Source organism: Bacteroidota bacterium, from assembly GCA_016715425.1.
GTDB lineage: Bacteria > Bacteroidota > Bacteroidia > Chitinophagales > BACL12 > JADKAC01.
The window spans coordinates 1-18,175 of record JADKAC010000008.1 but is presented as its reverse complement, the minus strand read 5'-3'; the positions used below and the strand labels follow the sequence as shown (position 1 = coordinate 18,175).

At 34.6% G+C, this 18,175-nt stretch carries 18 protein-coding genes; 5 read left to right on the top strand and 13 right to left on the bottom strand.

From position 1 onward, the window contains the following. Positions 1-45: 45 nt before the first annotated feature. Together IPN31_14255 and IPN31_14250 are read right to left on the bottom strand one after the other, a co-directional pair. Positions 46-990, bottom strand: coding sequence for an isopenicillin N synthase family oxygenase (locus IPN31_14255; protein MBK8683038.1), 945 nt, complete (start codon positions 988-990; stop codon positions 46-48). Positions 991-1,261: 271 nt separating this feature from the next. Further along, positions 1,262-2,797: an asparagine--tRNA ligase gene (locus tag IPN31_14250; GenBank protein ID MBK8683037.1), complete on the bottom strand. Its 1,536-nt coding sequence runs from the start codon at positions 2,795-2,797 to the stop codon at positions 1,262-1,264. Between the two features lie 297 nt (positions 2,798-3,094). Here IPN31_14250 and rpoN point away from each other — a divergent pair, with 297 nt between their 5' ends. Together rpoN and IPN31_14240 are read left to right on the top strand one after the other, a co-directional pair. Next, positions 3,095-4,567: an RNA polymerase factor sigma-54 gene (gene rpoN, locus IPN31_14245; GenBank protein ID MBK8683036.1), complete on the top strand. Its 1,473-nt coding sequence runs from the start codon at positions 3,095-3,097 to the stop codon at positions 4,565-4,567. A 64-nt stretch (positions 4,568-4,631) separates the two neighbouring features. Next, the gene (locus IPN31_14240) at positions 4,632-5,252 is read left to right on the top strand and encodes a hypothetical protein (protein MBK8683035.1); all 621 of its coding nucleotides are present in this window, start codon (positions 4,632-4,634) and stop codon (positions 5,250-5,252) included. Positions 5,253-5,551: 299 nt separating this feature from the next. Here IPN31_14240 and IPN31_14235 read toward each other — a convergent pair whose 3' ends face one another. Further along, complete coding sequence (locus tag IPN31_14235; GenBank protein ID MBK8683034.1) at positions 5,552-5,851, bottom strand: nucleotidyltransferase domain-containing protein; 300 nt, start codon at positions 5,849-5,851, stop codon at positions 5,552-5,554. A gap of 136 nt (positions 5,852-5,987) precedes the next feature. Between IPN31_14235 and IPN31_14230 the strand changes: the two genes are divergently transcribed. Continuing rightward, a complete protein-coding gene (locus IPN31_14230) occupies positions 5,988-6,821 on the top strand; it encodes a hypothetical protein (GenBank protein MBK8683033.1) in 834 nt (277 codons plus the stop codon). 257 nt (positions 6,822-7,078) lie between these two features. After that, the gene (locus IPN31_14225; GenBank protein MBK8683032.1) at positions 7,079-7,642 is read left to right on the top strand and encodes a T9SS type A sorting domain-containing protein; all 564 of its coding nucleotides are present in this window, start codon (positions 7,079-7,081) and stop codon (positions 7,640-7,642) included. A gap of 144 nt (positions 7,643-7,786) precedes the next feature. Here IPN31_14225 and IPN31_14220 read toward each other — a convergent pair whose 3' ends face one another. The 9 genes from IPN31_14220 to IPN31_14180 all read right to left on the bottom strand — a co-directional run bounded on the left by IPN31_14220 (position 7,787) and on the right by IPN31_14180 (position 17,264). Continuing rightward, on the bottom strand, positions 7,787-8,476 hold the full coding sequence (locus IPN31_14220; protein ID MBK8683031.1) for an energy transducer TonB: 690 nt from the start codon (positions 8,474-8,476) through the stop codon (positions 7,787-7,789). Positions 8,477-9,070: 594 nt separating this feature from the next. Then, complete coding sequence (locus IPN31_14215; GenBank protein ID MBK8683030.1) at positions 9,071-9,820, bottom strand: tetratricopeptide repeat protein; 750 nt, start codon at positions 9,818-9,820, stop codon at positions 9,071-9,073. Continuing rightward, positions 9,817-11,613 carry a protein BatD gene (locus tag IPN31_14210; protein ID MBK8683029.1) on the bottom strand — a complete coding sequence of 599 codons (1,797 nt, stop codon included), beginning with the start codon at positions 11,611-11,613 and terminating at the stop codon, positions 9,817-9,819. The genes IPN31_14215 and IPN31_14210 overlap by 4 nt, the downstream gene beginning before the upstream one ends. Further along, on the bottom strand, positions 11,613-12,341 hold the full coding sequence (locus IPN31_14205) for a tetratricopeptide repeat protein (protein MBK8683028.1): 729 nt from the start codon (positions 12,339-12,341) through the stop codon (positions 11,613-11,615). Before IPN31_14205 ends, IPN31_14210 begins: the two co-directional genes overlap by 1 nt. Continuing rightward, complete coding sequence (locus tag IPN31_14200; GenBank protein ID MBK8683027.1) at positions 12,334-13,395, bottom strand: VWA domain-containing protein; 1,062 nt, start codon at positions 13,393-13,395, stop codon at positions 12,334-12,336. The genes IPN31_14205 and IPN31_14200 overlap by 8 nt, the downstream gene beginning before the upstream one ends. Beyond that, positions 13,395-14,405: a VWA domain-containing protein gene (locus IPN31_14195; GenBank protein ID MBK8683026.1), complete on the bottom strand. Its 1,011-nt coding sequence runs from the start codon at positions 14,403-14,405 to the stop codon at positions 13,395-13,397. Before IPN31_14195 ends, IPN31_14200 begins: the two co-directional genes overlap by 1 nt. Continuing rightward, positions 14,402-15,343, bottom strand: coding sequence for a hypothetical protein (locus IPN31_14190; protein MBK8683025.1), 942 nt, complete (start codon positions 15,341-15,343; stop codon positions 14,402-14,404). The genes IPN31_14195 and IPN31_14190 overlap by 4 nt, the downstream gene beginning before the upstream one ends. Before the next feature lie 4 nt (positions 15,344-15,347). After that, on the bottom strand, positions 15,348-16,223 hold the full coding sequence (locus IPN31_14185; GenBank protein MBK8683024.1) for a DUF58 domain-containing protein: 876 nt from the start codon (positions 16,221-16,223) through the stop codon (positions 15,348-15,350). A 39-nt stretch (positions 16,224-16,262) separates the two neighbouring features. Further along, positions 16,263-17,264 carry a MoxR family ATPase gene (locus IPN31_14180; GenBank protein MBK8683023.1) on the bottom strand — a complete coding sequence of 334 codons (1,002 nt, stop codon included), beginning with the start codon at positions 17,262-17,264 and terminating at the stop codon, positions 16,263-16,265. Positions 17,265-17,413: 149 nt separating this feature from the next. Here IPN31_14180 and IPN31_14175 point away from each other — a divergent pair, with 149 nt between their 5' ends. Next, entirely contained in the window at positions 17,414-17,818 is a 405-nt protein-coding gene (locus IPN31_14175) for an OsmC family protein (GenBank protein MBK8683022.1), read from the top strand. A gap of 13 nt (positions 17,819-17,831) precedes the next feature. Here the strand turns inward: IPN31_14175 and IPN31_14170 are convergent. Beyond that, a partial coding sequence (locus IPN31_14170) for a 6-carboxytetrahydropterin synthase (GenBank protein MBK8683021.1) occupies positions 17,832-18,175 on the bottom strand: 344 nt, incomplete at its 5' end.

The window sequence follows — 18,175 nt, the reverse complement described above, 5'->3', positions numbered from 1 at the left end:
GAAACTTTTTTTGTCAACAGTTTAAGTCAATGTCATTGTAAATTATTATTTCAACCCAATCTCTCTCAATCGTTCATCTAAATATCCGCCTGCAGTAATCGGTTCGTATTGCAATGGATTATTTTCATTGATACAAGATGCAAGACAAGTAAGATCAACATCAGATTTCGGATGTAGAAAAAATGGAATGGAATAGCGTGGTGTACTCCATTTTTCTTTTGGTGGATTTACAACTCTGTGTGTTGTAGATTTTAAAATATTATTGGTTAAGCGTTGCAACATGTCGCCAACATTCACCACTATTTCATCAGGTGCTGTTTTCACCGGCACCCAATTTCCTTCTGTGCTCATTACTTCTAATCCATCGGCACTCGCACCCACTAATAAAGTAATTAAATTAATATCCTCATGTTGTTCTGCCCGCACTGCAGATGCAGGTTCTTCTGTTATCGGCGGATAATAAATTGCCCGCAAAATAGAATTGCCGTTATGAATTTTATTATCAAAATAATTTTCATTTAATCCTAAATACAATGCAATAGCTCTTAATAATTCTCTGCCAGAATTTTCGAAATTTTTATAAAGTGCAACACCTAACAAATTAAAATTTGGCAACTCATTTACTTCCACATTATCGGGATATTCATTTTTAATTGCTGCATTATCAGTTACTGTTTGTCCGAACTGCCAAAACTCTTTTAAGTCTGCTGCGGTACTTCCTTTTGCATGTTCTTTTCCGAAAGAAGTATAACCTCTTTGTCCTGCAAGTCCGTCAATTTCATAATTATGTTTTATAGTTTCTGGTAAAGAAAAAAAATGTTGCACTGCATCATAAAAATCATCAATGCTATTTTTATTTACACCATGATTGCGCACTGCTACAAAACCAACTTCCTGATAAGCTTTGCCAATTGCATTTACAAAATCTTGTTTGCGCTTTGCATCTCCGGATAAAAAATCTGCAAGATTAATTGTCGGTATAGTATTCATAATTTTAGCTATTAACAGATTGATTTAGAACATTGACTAAAAAGAGTATCAGGTAGTGAGTATCGGGTATCAGGTTTTAAAAAAATGCTGTTGGCTGTTGGCTGTTGGCTATTTGCATTGCAACATTGACTATTGACTTTGACCATTGACAAAAAAGTTTCACGTTTCGGGTTATAAAATTCATTACTGATTACTCATCACTATTTTTTTTTATTCACCATTCACTACTCACTATTCACTAAAAAAACTCATTACTGATTACTCATTCCCTTTACGGTTTTAATCTTCCATAAGATCTTGGGAATGGAATGCTTTCACGAATATGCTGAATGCCGGTTAACCACATCACCATGCGTTCTAATCCTAAACCAAATCCTGAATGTGGTACTGAACCGAAGCGACGTAAATCCAGATACCATTCGAAAACATCCATTGGTAATCCTTCATGGATAATGCGCTCTTTTAATAATTCTAAATCGTCTTCACGCTCTGCGCCACCCACAATTTCACCATAACCTTCAGGTGCTAATACATCTACACCTTTCACATATTTTTCATCCTTCGGATCACGCTTCATATAAAATGCTTTCACTTGCGTAGGCCAGTTATAAACCATCACCGGACAATCAAATAATCTTGTTAAAACAGTTTCATCACTACCACCTAAATCACCACCCCATTCAAAGTTTTTTGCACTCTCTAACCATTGCGGAATATTACCGAGTTTTTCATCAATTTCTTTCATTGCGTTTTTCATGGTATCAATTTTATTCTGATTAAAATTGATCTCTCCTTTTTTCATTCCACCTGCTGCAATTTTTTGTTCACGCTCTGCAATTTCTTTTTCATAATCTGTTTTTTCAGTGCGCAATTTTACCATATCCTCTTCCAGAGTTTTTATACTATTGCGACCTTCCACATCTTGTTCACCACGAATAATTTTTATTGCATCATCATAATGTATTCTCGGGAAAGTGATGTCAACTGCATTTTGCAACATCGTTGTATCCCGTTCTAAAATTTCCAATTCATTTTTGCAATGTGTAAGAATATCATTCACTACAGATTTTAAAAATGCTTCTATTAAATCCATATCCATATCCAGATCATAAAAAGCCATCTCCGGTTCTATCATCCAGAATTCAGAAAGATGTCTGCGTGTTTTAGATTTCTCTGCACGGAATGTTGGACCAAACGTATAAATTTTTCCATGCGCCAATGCAAGTGCTTCACCATACAACTGGCCTGATTGAGATAAGTATGCCGGCTGACCAAAAAAATCCGTTTCAAATAAAGTAGTAGTTCCTTCCACTGCATTGCCTGTAAAAATCGGCGCATCCATTTGCAAAAAATCATGTTCCTGAAAGAAACTATGTATTGCCCAGATAATGCGATTGCGCACCCGCATAATTGCCCATTGTTTTTTCGAACGCAACCAGATATGTCTGTTCTCATTTAAAAATTCTACACCGTGTTCTTTTTTAGCAATCGGATAATTTTCTGCATATTGAATTACTTCTAATGAAGAAACTTTTATCTCAAAACCACCAATTTGTTTTTCATCTTTTACCACATTGCCTTTTAAAATAACCGAGCTTTCTAAGGTGAGTTTTTTAGCTGCTTCAAACATTTCTGCACTAATTGTTTGTTCGTCAACCACACATTGTACAAAGCCACTGCCATCACGCAAAATAATAAATTCAAGTCCTTTACTTTCACGCTTGTTGCTTACCCAGCCACGCAGTTCCACTGATTTTCCTTCAAAGTCACTGAGTTTGCTGATATATTGAAATGGTTCGATTTGCATATTCTAAAAATTAAAATTTGAGTTGCAAAATTAATCAACTGCATGCATCACCTATAATCTTTATTTGCAGTGGTGTAATATAATCTGTTATAAACCCGATGTTTAGATCATCATAAAAAATTATTGTCTGATTTATTAAAAAGATTAATATCATTTGAAAAGATAATCCCTGCAACTTTATATCGTTAGTATTGTCTTTTAAATTAAATGCATTACAAAATATTTTTCATAAAAGGTATAACTATCTGTATTGCCGGACTTAATAAGTTATCCTAATTTTGAAGCAGTTATAAAATTATGTTACGACAAAAACTCAGTCAGAAGCTATTACAGAAACTATCGCCACAGCAGATACAGTTGATGAAACTATTGCAGGTGCCGACAGATCAGTTGGAGCAACGCATCAAAGAAGAATTGGAGATTAATCCGGCTTTGGAAGTTTCTGCAGATGATAGTGAAGAACCACAAGAAGATATTTTCAGTGATAAGAATGAAGAAGAAGAATCTATCAAGGAGGAAAAGGATAATAATGAAGAAATTGATCTTACGGATTATTTAGAAGATGATGATTATGCTGATTATAAAACAAGAGGCGATAGTTATGATGATGATGATGAAAATAATCGCACGGTGCCGATTCCGGTGCTGGAAACATTTCATGAAAACCTGACCAAACAAGTGGGTATGGTGGATTGTGATGACAGACAACAATCCATTGCAAAACAAATTATTGGAAGCATTGATGATGATGGATATTTGCGCCGAGAAATTAGTGCGATAGTGGATGATCTTGCATTTTCTCAAAATATTATTACTACCGAAGAAGAGATTTTAGAATTGCTGGATGTAGTTCAGGGATTTGATCCGCCGGGTGTGGGTGCAAGAGATTTGCGTGAATGTTTGTTGTTGCAATTAGAAAGAAAAATTCATACAAAAAATGTGAAGAGAGCTATCACAGTTATTGAAGAATACTTTGATGAATTTACAAAAAAGCATTACGATAAATTAGCACGGCAGATGAAGTTGGAGGAGAGTGAATTGAAGATTGTGTTGGATGAAATTTTAAAACTTAATCCAAAACCGGGTGGCTCGGTGAAAGACAACAATTCATCGTTCAATCAATTTATTATTCCTGATTTTACAATTATAAATAATACAGGTACTCTTGAATTGCGATTGAATTCACGCAATGCCCCCGACCTGCGCATCAGTCAGGATTTTAAAGTGATGATGCAGGATTATAAAGCGGGAGATAAGAAAGATAAAAAGCAAAGAGAAGCGGTTCAATTTATCAAGCAAAAATTAGACTCTGCAAAATGGTTTATTGATGCTATTCGTCAACGTCAAAATACTTTGTACAACACCATGTATCAAATCATGGAGCATCAGTATGATTTCTTTTTAACGGGCGATGAAACACGGATGAAACCAATGATATTAAAAGATATTGCTGAGGTTACAGGTCTGGATATTTCTACGGTGAGTCGTGTGGCAAACAGTAAATATGTAAGTACTGAGTTTGGTACTTTCTCATTAAAATTCTTTTTTAGTGAATCGCTTACCAATGATGCCGGTGAAGAAGTTTCTACTCGTGAAGTGAAAAAAATTCTGGATGATTTAATTAATCTGGAAGATAAAAAAAGTCCGATGAGCGATCAGGAACTTACAGAACAACTGCATGAAAAAGGATATAATATTGCAAGGCGTACTGTAGCAAAATACCGTGAGCAATTGGATATTCCTGTAGCCCGATTGCGCAGAGAATTATAATATTCACTTACCGTATTGTATAACTGTTATTCTGCATAAGTGCTTATGTGTACATTTGCATTACATGAATATTAAAAATATTTACGGCCATGTAATTTCTGTTGTATTCCAACCATTATTACTTCCATTGTTGGGAACAATTTATATCATCAAATCCAACCCATTTACTTTTCCCGATCCGTATGAAAATTATATGTTGATGTTGCGGGTAGGATTGCTCACATTTTTTTTCCCTGCGGTGGTGGTGTTATTAATGAGTGCATTAAATTTTGTGAAAGGTGTAAATCTACGTGACCGGCAGGACCGCATCATTCCATACATAGCAACACTTGCTTTATATATCTGGGCATTTTATGTCTTTTATAAAGAAGGATTTAATGGCATAATTACGTTTATGTTATTGGGGTCCACCATTTCAATTGTGCTTGCATTTTTAATGAATTTACTTGTATTAAAAATTAGTATGCATACAACAGGTGTTGGTGGAATGGTTGCATTTTTTTTACTGCTGTTACCTTATACCAATTTCAATTCATTATATCCATTTATCATTATGATAATCATTGCAGGTTTAGTTGGTTCCGCACGACTTGCATTACATGCACATACAACCCGTGAAATTTATTACGGATATCTCTTAGGCTTTTTCAGTTTCATGTTTACGAATCTGATATTTGGGATGTAGCGTTTTTGTTTTATCTCAATTTTTTTTCTTTAAGATTTCTTTGTCCATTGGGGGTTAGTACGACTACCTGAACACAAGATTTATTTCTTTATGAGTAACTCAATTTCTGCTTTGAGTTTAGGAAGATGATTTATTAAAATTGACCAAATATTTTCTTAGATATGTTGTCATAAGAATGAATAACTTTTTAAACCAATAAGCTTAGCATCGTGAGAATTCCCAAATTTTTTAATACCCCCACTCGGTACCCCCAACATTATTGCGGTAAAACCTTCTAAAACAACACTCAACAAATATTTTCATCCATACACCATTTCTTTCGATCTGTTAATTGATTGTATTAAAATTGGATTCTTTAAAGTCTGTTCCTCTAATAAATCCACTTTTCTACCAACTAAAGATTCAAGCTTCAATTTAAAATCCATATAATTATTAAAGTATTCTGCTAAATCAATTTCTTTGAATTTGACAAGAAAGTCAATATCACTTTCATCATTAAAATTTGAATTTAATGCAGAGCCGAATACATACATTGTTTCTACATAATGTGCGTTACACAACTTTCTGATACTTTCAATATTTGATGTTATTACCATTATCCTAAGCTACAAAATGTTGTACTCACTATCTCTAAGGTTAGTGTCTTTGCTCATATTTTTTTCGATGCTTAACATCAAATTTATTTTTTCATTTCAATAGAAAAAATTTATTACCTTACTCTCCAATTCTACCACTATGCAACAAGCAAAATATTATATCACCTCCTTTTTATTTGCAATTGCTTTAGCTCTGAATGCACAGGTAAACCCCGGGCCGGAGATAGCATGGCAGAGGTGTTATGGAGGAAGTGCCAATGATTTTTTTTCTGATGCTATTCATACCACAGATGGGGGAATTTTAGCCAGTATCTTAACTTCTTCAACCAATGGAGATTTAACTGGGATACCATATTCAAATGGTTGGATTATAAAATTTAATAGTTTATTTGATATTGAATGGCAAAAATTTTCAGGATATTATGATTGCCAGTTTACTGCAAATAAAATATTTCAACTTAACGATGAATCATATATTTATGGTGGTGCTACTGAAATAGATTGTGGGGAGAATAATGGTTTTTTGGACATTGGTTTAATGAAAACCGATAACATTGGTAATCAACTTTGGCAAAAGTCTTTTGGCGGTCCCGGCACAGATGTGATTGAGGGGTTGCTTCCAACACAAGATGGCGGCTTTTTACTCACCGGCCGCAGCAGTGCCGCCGGTGGCGACATCCCATTTCATTATCCGGGTGGTGCGGGAGATGATGATGCGATTGTAATTAAAATAGATAGTGCTGGTGAAATAATTTGGTTGAAAGTTTTGGGCGGCAGTGGGGATGATGGACCGTTGGGTGATATCATTGAAAACGAGCGAGGTTATTACATCATTAATATAGGTGCCCATAGCAATGACTATGATTTGGCAGATAGCGGTATCAGCGGCGACAAGCGTTGGATCGTAAAATTAGACAGCCTCGGCAATATTGTGGACGAAAGTTTTATGTCGGGGGACACTAGATTTATATAATTATACCTGCTCATATGGTTATGACTTTTAAAGATGGATTTTTGATCGTTGGACAGGGGGATCCGGCATCTGAATTATATCCTACTTCCCTGAACATGATTCCGATGAGGGAGCGATGGCAATTTTTAATGCCAATCTTGATTTAACCTTTTTAAGCAATGGGGAGGAAGTGAATCTGATGGATTTAATCGGGTGATTGAAGATAAGACAAGGGAAATTTTTACTTTATAGGTGCAAGCGCATCGCCTGATTATGACTTGCCTGATAATTATAACAATGGAGAAGAGTTGGATTACTGGCTGTTTGCTACCGATAGCAACTTCAATACATTATGGAGCAAAAACTTTGGCGGCAGCGATCCATGTGGCGATTTGGCATGTGGCAGTTTTAATGGCAACATACTTTTGAAGGATAATATGTTATATGCCTTTATTAAAAATACCATACCTGATTCATTCCCAGACTTTGATATTGAGTGCGGGTATGAAAGAAATTTCTACTTTGAAACCGATGCATGGTTGGTAGCATTTGATTTAAATACAGTATCAATTGAATCAAGTTTACATGTATATGAAGACATAACTATTTATCCCAATCCAGCTACCAACGAATTATATATTGACCTAACAGCAATTACAGAAACACAAATTCCGGTTCGCATTATTATTTATAATTTAATTGGCAATAAAATTTTAGAGCAGGAATTATTTGCTGGAGAAATACAAACTATCGCACTCAATAATTTTAGTGCAGGTATTTATTTGTTGCAATGCTATCAGGAAAATATATTGTTGCATACTGAGAAGGTGATGGTGGAATAGTAATGAGTATCGGGTATTGAGTATCGTGTATTTTTCTCTGAAAAAATATCTGAATTTATTTATGTAATCACATATTTATTTAAATAAAAAAGGCCTTGCATAATACAAGACCTTTCACTTTTTCACCTAAACTAAAACTATATGTTATCCAAGTTTGAATTTTACCGGAAGATTATAACGCACTTTCACTTTGGAGTTTCCCTGCATACCGGCTTTCCATGCGGGCATTAAACTCAGTACTCTCAACACTTCTTCATCACATCCGCCACCAATACCTCTTGCAATTTTTGCATCGCTGATAATACCATTTTTATTCACCACAAAACTTACATATACTATCCCTTCTATTTGTGCATCACGGGCAAATTCAGGATATATAATATTGCGACTTAACCATTGATACAATGCAGATAATCCACCGGGAAATTCAGGCGCATGTTCCACTACTTCATAAATTTTATCATTTGATTCTGTAGTAGTTATTATCACCGGATTTTGTATTGGTTTAATATCAATTGCTTCTATATTAAATTTATCAAACGTCATTTTTGTATTGGATACTTCAATCACTTGTGTATTTACAACAGTGGTTGATTCTGTCGCAGTTTTTTCTACATGCTTTGGAGCAGGTGCTATTGTTTTTATTTCTTCAGTATGAATTTCAATCGGCATAAAATCCGTGAAATCATCGGAAGAAAAATCTAATATCTTGTGAGATACTTTAGGTCCATTCCAGTTGAGTGCATATAACACAATCAACAAAGAAATGAGCACACCAAACATAAAAAATACTGTAGTGTGTTGAAATGGATTGAAGGCAGTTTTAGTGTTCATAGCTTTTAGTTTTTATTACTGGTGAGATGCTTGTACCACACTATTCCATAAACGTCATTTATGTAATAACTGCAATTGAAATAGGAAAAGTATTTTGAATGAAAGTAATTATAAACAGTTGACTGGCATTAAATTTTTGCAGCGCAAAAAACTATTTCAAACTATTTCATCACACTTCTTAATTTCTTTTCTTTTTGCCTTGATGCAAAAAGAAACAAAAAGATCAAGACTGTATAAAAGCCTGCCTACCGGACAGGCAGGCAAGCAGCAAAATTTACGTCATACTTCTTGCAGAAAAGAATAAGGTCAGCCGGGTAATTTCAAATTTATTACGTTGTGCGAGAATTGTGTTTAATCGAAATGAAAAAATTCTATCAACTGGCTGACTGAATTCTTTTCCCGCACATTCCCCTGCGCACAGAAGCATTCCTTATTTTGCAAGCAAGCTTTTATAAGGTCATTTTCGCTTCGACTAAAAATTTTTTATAACATAACATTAACATATAGAAGTGGGATGTTGATCGGCATTACAGGATTTCTGTAGAATTCAAAGAAGCAATTAGACAGGAAGTAATAACAAACTGTTGACCTGTCTTAAATTTTAGCAACGCCAACAGCTAATGCCCAACCTTGATTGCCATCGGGCATTTCTACTTTATACCAATCGTTTTGTAAATCGAGAATACGCAGTTTTAATCCCTCGTGCAACATCACTAAATTGGTGCTGTTTTCACTCGGTTCACTTTTAATTATTAAACTCGGTTGAGTAATAATTCCAAAATGATAATTGTTATCATAAGCTGCTTTTGCATACGTGCAGCTAATTGCAAAAACAAAAAATATTAAGCTGATTCCGAAAATAAAAAATCCGGCTTTGCGCAATTGTAATTTTCTACTTATGCGATAAACTGCAAATCCTGCAACAGCTATCCAAATAAGAATAATGGAAATAATAAGCCATTGATTTGCTTGCAAAATATTAATCCAGCTTTGCCACCAACGAATAATAAATAAACGATTTACAGGTGCTAATTTATCTTTAATATGCAGGTTGGCTAATTCTAAATTAAATGTTGCATCCTTATCGTTGGGAGTAATTTGCAAACAGCGTTCATAATTTAATATTGCTAAACCAAATTGATTTGTTTTATAATATGCATTGCCGAGGTTATAATATATTTCTGCTGAAGAACCATTTGCTGCAATCAGATTTTCATACATCTCAATTGCTGCAGTATAATTATTATTATCGTATTGTGAATTGGCAAGATACACATCCAATGAATCTTGTGCATTCACCACAAACACAAAAAACAAACTGAGTATAAAGCTTATTTTTTTCATGCGGATAATTCATTTTCAATTCCTGAAATTAATTGCACTGCTTTATTGTATTCTTCCTGCATAATTGCTGTGGATTGCACGGGAGCAAACAACGCAATTTCACTTCGGTTTAATAACGCAAATAATTCCTGTGTTGCAGATTCACTTATATTTTTCTGTTGCAAAATGTCCGCAATGTTTTCTTTGGAAAGATTGCTTTGCGGAATATTAAATCTATCCGAAAGATATCCCCACACTGCTTTAATAGTTTCATCATAAAATGCTTTGCGATTGTCCTCTGCAATAAAACCATGCGCAACTTTTAATCGTTTTGTTGCAATACCTGTTGCTTTGCGATTGCGCATTCCTACTACATCTTTTTCCATTTCACTTCTTCTTGCTGTGAAGAAAAATAAAAAGAAACCTAAAAGAATGGGTGCAGATAATCCGATATAAGCAATGGGTGATTGCAACAAGTTTTTTGATACAACATACTCCGGTGCTTTTGTTTTTATATAGCGAATATCCTGAGCTAACATTTCTACTTCTTCTTTGCTGATACCTGTTGTATTATTACCACCTGTGTATCCTGTTCCTGCTTCTACATCAATTGCATATTCATCGGATGCAATAGTTTGATATAGATTTCTATCCGGATCAAAATAACTCCATTTATGTGCGGGTAAAGTAAATGTGCCGGGCGAACGAGGTATTAATAAATATTCATAAGTTTTAGAAGTAGCGGTTTCTGAAATTTTAGGATCATAAGTTTCCCAACCCGGAGGAAGATCTAATACAGGTGTTTGGAATAATGCAAGATTTCCGTTGCCTGTAATTTTAATCCGATAAGTTATAGGTTCATCTGTTTTTGTTTTTGTTGTGTTGATTTCTGTTTTCATATCAAATCTTCCAACAGCACCATTAAAACTTTCAGGTGCATTTGCAGGCAATTCTTTCACTTCAACATTCAATGCGTTTGAAACAATTTCAAAATCATAACGCTCATAATTTGAATTAAAAAATTGATCCCATGGATCTTTACTATTGCTTTGTTTTTTTGCTCGCAGCGCAACCAATGCATCCACACCAAGTGGATCAATTTCTAATGTACCACCAATTTGCGGAGTGAGCTTAGTCTTTTTTACTACTTGTACTAAATACGATTGACCGTTGATGGTTTCATAATTCCCTTGTGTATTCTGCACATTTATTTCCGCAGAATGAAAGCCATTAAATTTTGGAACTACTGTAGCACCTGTTACACGATAATCATAAATCTGCGAATTGCGATTTACATAGAGTTTGTAAGTAACTGTAATTTCTTCCCCTTTATACACTGAAGCAACATCTACAGTTGCTGTTATAAAAAGATTTTTTTTCAAATAACTATTTACATCGGTGGATTCATCATTGCTGCTTGAATTATTATTATTTGATGCCGGACGCTCACTTACTTCAATCGTGATTGGTTGTGTTGTTAAGGTTTCCTTTCCTGATTTTATACTTGCAGAACTAATAGTAAACTTACCAACTGCTTTTGCTTGCAACACATAGGCATAACTTATACTCTGAGATGTTCTGCCATTTATAGAACTAAAACTGCTGCTTTGATTAGGACCACCCAATACATAAAAATCACTGAAGGCCGGTGCTTTGAAATTAGAAATACTACTTCCGTTTTGTAGCGTAAAAGTGATTGTAAAACGATCAGAAGTATTTACCTGGTTTCTGCTTACAGTTGCTTCAAATGCACTTTGTGCAATGGATAATGCACTGATAAAAATACATGTTATGATTACACTCAGTTGTTTCATTACCAATCTTTTTCACCCTGCACTCTCACGGGTTGAGTTTTTTGTTGATTCACTTTATCCTGTGTTTTTTTATCCTGATTATTCAGCGTTTGCATAATGCGATCTAATTCTTCAGGAGAATATTTTTTCGGTTGTGGTTTCTGCTGTTGTTCATCTTTATTTTGCTGATTCTGATTTTGCTGATCTTGTTTATTCTCATCCTTCTGATCTTTATTTTTATCCTCTTTATTTTGTTGATCCTGTTTATCCTGATCTTTTTTATCCTGATTGTTATCGTTCTGATTTTGTTGTTGCTGTTGTTGCTCTTGTTTTAGTTTGGATAATGCATAGGCAAGATTATATTTTGTATCCATATCATTCGGATTACTTTTCAATGCATTTTTATATGCATCCACACTTTTTTCGTAGTCCTGCATTTCCATATATGCATTACCCATGTTGTGATATGCTTTTGAACGTATGCCGGGATCGAGACTTGTTTTTGCAATTGCCTGATATTGTTTCAGACTTTCCTCATACTTCTGTTGTTTGTAATAACTGTTGCCAAGATTATATTTTCCCGCTACTGATTCAGGATTTTCTGTAATAGCAGTTTTATAATCATTCTCTGCATCGGTATAGTTATTATTTTCAAATGCTTTATTGCCTTTGTCTATATAACTATTTTCTTTTTGTGCAATACATGAAGTTGTAAATGCAATTGCAAATATTAATAAAAAATTACGCATCGTTTCCTCCTTCTTCAAAAATATTAAATCGTGAAAACCAACCGGCTCTGCGATCACTTATAAAAAACTCCAACGCTAACAGAAAAATTCCGATGGCGAGGAACAATTGAAAATGATATGCATAATCGGTGTATTCAAATTGGTTTGCTTCATCTTTTTCCAGAGAAGCAATTTCTTTTTCAATATCATTCACTGCAGTTCTGCCTTGTTCTAAATTTACATAAATACCACCACCGGAAACTGCCATTTCACGCAACATTCCTTCATTCATTTTTGTGAGAATAATATTGCCATCGCCATCTTTTTTAAAATCAGAAGTGTTGCTACCTGCTTTCACAGGAATGGGTGCACCTGCTGTTGAACCTACACCAACAGTTATAATTTTAATATTATTTGCCGCCATTTTTGTTGCCATTTGCAATGCATCAGAATCGTGATTTTCACCATCGGTGATAATAATAACGGCTTTATTTTTTTTATTAATATTACTTTCTTCAGTGCCGTTAGCAAATGTAGTTTGTGCATTCTCCAAAGCGGCGACTATATCTGTTCCTTGTACTTGCACCATATCTGTATTTACGGTATTCAAATACATTAGTGCGGCACGAGTATCAACAGTAAGGGGCATTTGCACATACGATTTTCCTGCAAATACAATCAATGCAATTTTATTACCTTCTAATTTTTCAATTATTTGAGAAGCAAGAATTTTTGCACGGGTCAAGCGATCAGGTTTCACATCTTCTGCAAGCATACTTCGAGAAACATCAAAACAAATAATTACTTCGCTGCCTTCTGCTTTTACTTTTTCACGCTTACTGCCCATGCGAATATTTGCAAGCGCAATTGCAAATGAAATAAGTGCAAGACAGAGTAATACAAACTTTAATGTTTTGCGCTTCATGGAATACCTGCTCATCATTTGCATTACCAGAGAAGAATCGCCAATAGATTGTATTGATTTTTTTCGCCAACGCAACAGTAAATAATACAATACCAACAGCACCGGAATTACTGCAAGCAGATATAAATATTGTATGTTCTCGAACTCCATCATGTCAATGTGCGGAATATAGTTTGTGATAACATTATTTCCAGAAGTAAACAAACAAAAGCGAGCAATGCAAACAAATAAAATTTTTCTTCATAGCGTTTAGTAACATTCACTTCCACTTTTTGTCGTTCTATTTTATCAATTTCTTTATAAATCTCATTGAGTTTTTCTTTACTCGTTGCCCGGAAATATAATCCGCCGGTTGTTTCCGCAATTTCTTTCAACGAAGGTTCATCAAAAGAAATTCGTGGATCTAATTCAAAAATCATTCTGCCACTTTTATCTACAACGGGAATAGGGCTGTTTGTTTCTGAACCGACACCAATTGTGTACACACGAATATTTAATTGAGCGGCTGCATATGCTGCATCTTGTGGAGAATATTCGCCGGCTGTGCGTACACCATCGGTTAACAGAATAATTACTTTGGTACTGAGTTGTGTAGTATCCATTAACCGATTCACAGCCATAAATAATCCGTCGCCAACTGCAGTGCCATCTTCCAACTGCCAGTTGTCCACGATATCAATTTGATTTTCCAATAAAATATGATCGAGTGTAATAGGACATTGTGTAAATGCTTCACCCGCAAACACCACCAATCCGATGCGATCGCTACTACGTGCTTTCACAAAATCTATGGCCGCTTCTTTTGCAGCAGTCATACGATTTGGTTTAAAATCTATTGCATACATACTGCTGGAAATATCCATTGCCATTACGATATCAATTCCTTCAGTAGTAATTTTTTTATTGCTGAATCCTGCTTGTGGTCTTGCTAATGCAATTACTGCAAATGCAAAGCTGAGCATGCGCAATGCAGGTAATATTTTAATCCAGTTTGTACGAGGTGTAGATAATTTTTCTTTGATGTTGTGAATTGTACTGGAATTAAATACAACAAATTTTTTCTTGCTTTTATATTGATATAAAATAAATACAGGAATAAGTATCAGCAGTAATAAAAACCACGGATCAGCAAAAGTGATATGTGCAAAATCTAAATTCATTTCGTTTGTTCTATTACTTTTTCATTCTGCATTTTTGTTGTTTCCACTAACTGATATGCATATTGCAAACTCAATGTATTTTCATTTGCTAAAGGTTTTGACTTTGCAAATTTGGCAAGATCACCGGTAGTGAGAATAAATTTTAATTGATTTAATAACTCAGCGCTTATTCCGGCTTGCACCGCTTGTTCCATAATTTCATCCGTAGTGGATTCCATTGTTTGCAAATCAAAACGAATATCTAAATACTCACGCAGTATATCTGTTAATTCAGAGTAATAGTTTTTATATGCATCTTGTTGCCAAAGCTTTTTATTTTCCAACTCCTGCAATTTTTGCATGGTGTAATTATATAAAGTAATGAGTGTTGGCTTCTCTGATTTCGGTGTTAGTTTGCGCTTTTTAATATATCTGTAAATGAGATATACGATTAATGCCAATAATAAAATTCCACCGATAATAAAATACAATGTGTAATCCGGCACTGTTACAGAAATATTTTCTTTGATAGGTTTTATTGCAAGTGTGGTATCTACCGGTATAGTTTGAATAAGTAATTGTATGCTATCAGAAACTGCAATGTATTGTGTGGTGTCGCCTTGTTTTTTATATTCCACATACACAGGATGAATAGTAAACATACCTGAATCATACGCAGCAAAAACAATTTGCTGATGCAATGCATAGGCTCCATTTTGCAAAAGTGTATCTACACCGGAAACAGAAATAGTTTCTAATTCTCCGCCGATAGAATCTATTAAGGGCCAGTTAAAAGTATTTGTAACAGGCGATTGAATATGCAAATCATAACGGATATAATCTCCAATTAAATAATTGCTGCTATCTACGGATGCACTCACTTTTACTTCCTGCGCATGCAATGCAGAAATGCAGAAAAGAAAAATTATAAATATGATATGTGAAATCTTCTTTTGCATCGTACTATCTTCTGAACATTCTTCTGCTGAAAAAATTATGTAATTCTGTTATATAAGATTTCTCGCTATTAATGTGCATGGTATCCGCACCGGATTTTAAAAAAGTAGTTTCAAAATATTTGGTGTTCTTATCAAAAAATTCTCTGTAATTTTTTCGTACACGATTGCTATTTGTATCCACCCAAAATTTTTCACCGGTTTCTGCATCCCGCATGCGCATCATCCCCACAGCAGGCAATTCTTTTTCACGACGATCCCAAATTTGCACACCAATCAGATCATGTCTGCGAGCTGCAATGCGCAAAGGTTTTTCATAATCATCACTCATAAAATCGCTGAATAAAAAAGCAGTACAACGTTTTTTAATTATGCCTGAAAAAAATTCTAATGCCTTGGCGATATCTGTTCCTTTTCCTTCGGGTTTATAATCTAAAAGTTCACTTATGATGCGCAGAATATGTGATCTACCTTTTTTGGGAGGAATAAATTTTTCAATCTTATCAGTAAATAATAACACACCCACTTTATCATTATTATTAATTGCAGAAAAAGCAAGAACTGCTGCCATCTCTGTTATCAATTCATTTTTACTTTGCTTAATAGTTCCGAAATAAGAAGATGGACTTATATCTATTAACAACATCACGGTAAGCTCACGTTCTTCTTCAAATACTTTTATATAAGGCTGTTGCATGCGGGCGGTAACGTTCCAGTCAATATTGCGCACATCATCACCATAAGTATAAGAACGCACTTCGCTGAAAGACATACCACGACCTTTGAATGCACTATGGTATTCACCCGAAAAAATATGTTGAGATAATCCTTTTGTTTTGATCTCAACCAATCTCACTTTTTTCAACAACGTTGCCTTATCCATGCACGTGGTTTTTTATATCAAAACAGTAAGAAAAATAAATCATGGTACTTCCACCACATTCAATATTTCAGAAATAATTTCTTCCGAAGTCAAATTCTCTGCTTCGGCTTCATAAGTAAGTCCGATACGATGACGCATCACATCATGGCATATCGCCCGCACATCTTCCGGAATTACATATCCTCTGCGTTTTATAAATGCATACGCTTTACTTGCCAATGCAAGATTTATAGAAGCACGAGGCGATCCACCATACGCAATTAAATGTTTCAACTTCGAAAGTTTATAATCTTCCGGTTTACGACTTGCAAAAACAATATCGAGAATATAATTCTCAATTTTTTCATCCATATACACTTCACGAACAAGATGTCTTGCTTTTAAAATTTCTTCCTGAGTTACTACTTGTTGTATGGTTGCAAAATCATTACTCACTTGCTGACGGATAATTGCTTTTTCATCTTCTTTATTCGGATAAGTAATTACCACTTTCAACATAAAACGATCTATCTGTGCTTCCGGTAATGGATAGGTTCCTTCTTGTTCAATCGGATTTTGTGTTGCCAAAACAAGAAATGGCTCTTCTAATTTATAAGTGGAATCACCAATAGTAACTTGCCTTTCCTGCATTGCTTCCAATAATGCACTTTGCACTTTTGCAGGCGCACGATTTATTTCATCTGCTAAAATAAAATTGGCGAAGATGGGTCCTTTGCGTACAGCGAAATTATTTTCCTTTTGATTAAAAATTAATGTACCGATTAAATCGGCAGGCAATAAATCCGGAGTAAATTGAAGTCGGGAAAATTTTGCATGAATGGCACTTGACAACGTTTTAATTGCAAGCGTTTTTGCTAAGCCGGGTACACCTTCTAATAATATATGTCCTTGCGCAAGTAACCCGAGCAATAATCTGTCGGTCATGTATTTCTGTCCAACTATTACTTTTGAAATCTCCAATCTGAGTAAATCAATAAAAGCACTTTCACGATGAATGCGCTCATTCAATTCGCTAATATCCAAAGCTGCTGCTGTTTCCATTTTTTTATAATGTATTTGAATAAACAATAAGAGTCGCAAAATTAACCACACGCATTTTAATAAAGTTTAATCATTGATTAAAAGCGCTACAACATTACTCGTTAAATTTTGTTAATTTGAAACAAACCAAGTTTTAATTAAAATATATCATGGAAGAAATATTAAAAGCATCCGCAAGTACCGGCGATATCAAGTATAAAACAGTTTGCAACAGTCGTTCACATACTTTATTTGCCGATGAGCCTATAGAAAAAGAGGGTGGTGAGTTAGGTCCTACACCTACTGAATTATTATGTATGAGTTTGGCAGCATGCACCAGCATAACTTTGAAAATGTATTCACAACGCAAGCAATGGGATTTGGGTGAAATATATGTACACGTTACATTAGAAAGGTTGGCGGATAAATCTATTTTTAAAAAAGAGATACGATTTGAAAAAGACCCCGGTGAAGAGGCAGTAAAGCGATTATTAATCATTGCGGATAAATGTCCGGTACATAAAATACTGCATTCACCTAATGAATTTATTACTGAAGCATTGAAAGAGGAATAACGATTAACAGCGGTTAGAGAGCAGGATATTCCACAAAATTATTTTCTGTTTCGTACAAACGAATTTGTAATTCCAAATCTGAAGAAAGAATTTTTCGCAAGATATCATAAATTACTACTGCAATATTTTCTGCTGTAGGATTTAATTTGCTGAATTCAGGAACATCCATATTCAGATTGTGGTGATCGAATCGCTCAGTAACATTTTTTTTAATCATATCACTTAATGTTTTCAGATTCATCACATAGCCGGTATCCGGATCAATATCTCCCACAATTTTTACAATGAGTACATAGTTATGTCCATGATAATTTGGATTATTGCAAACGCCAAACACTTCTTTATTCTTTACATCAT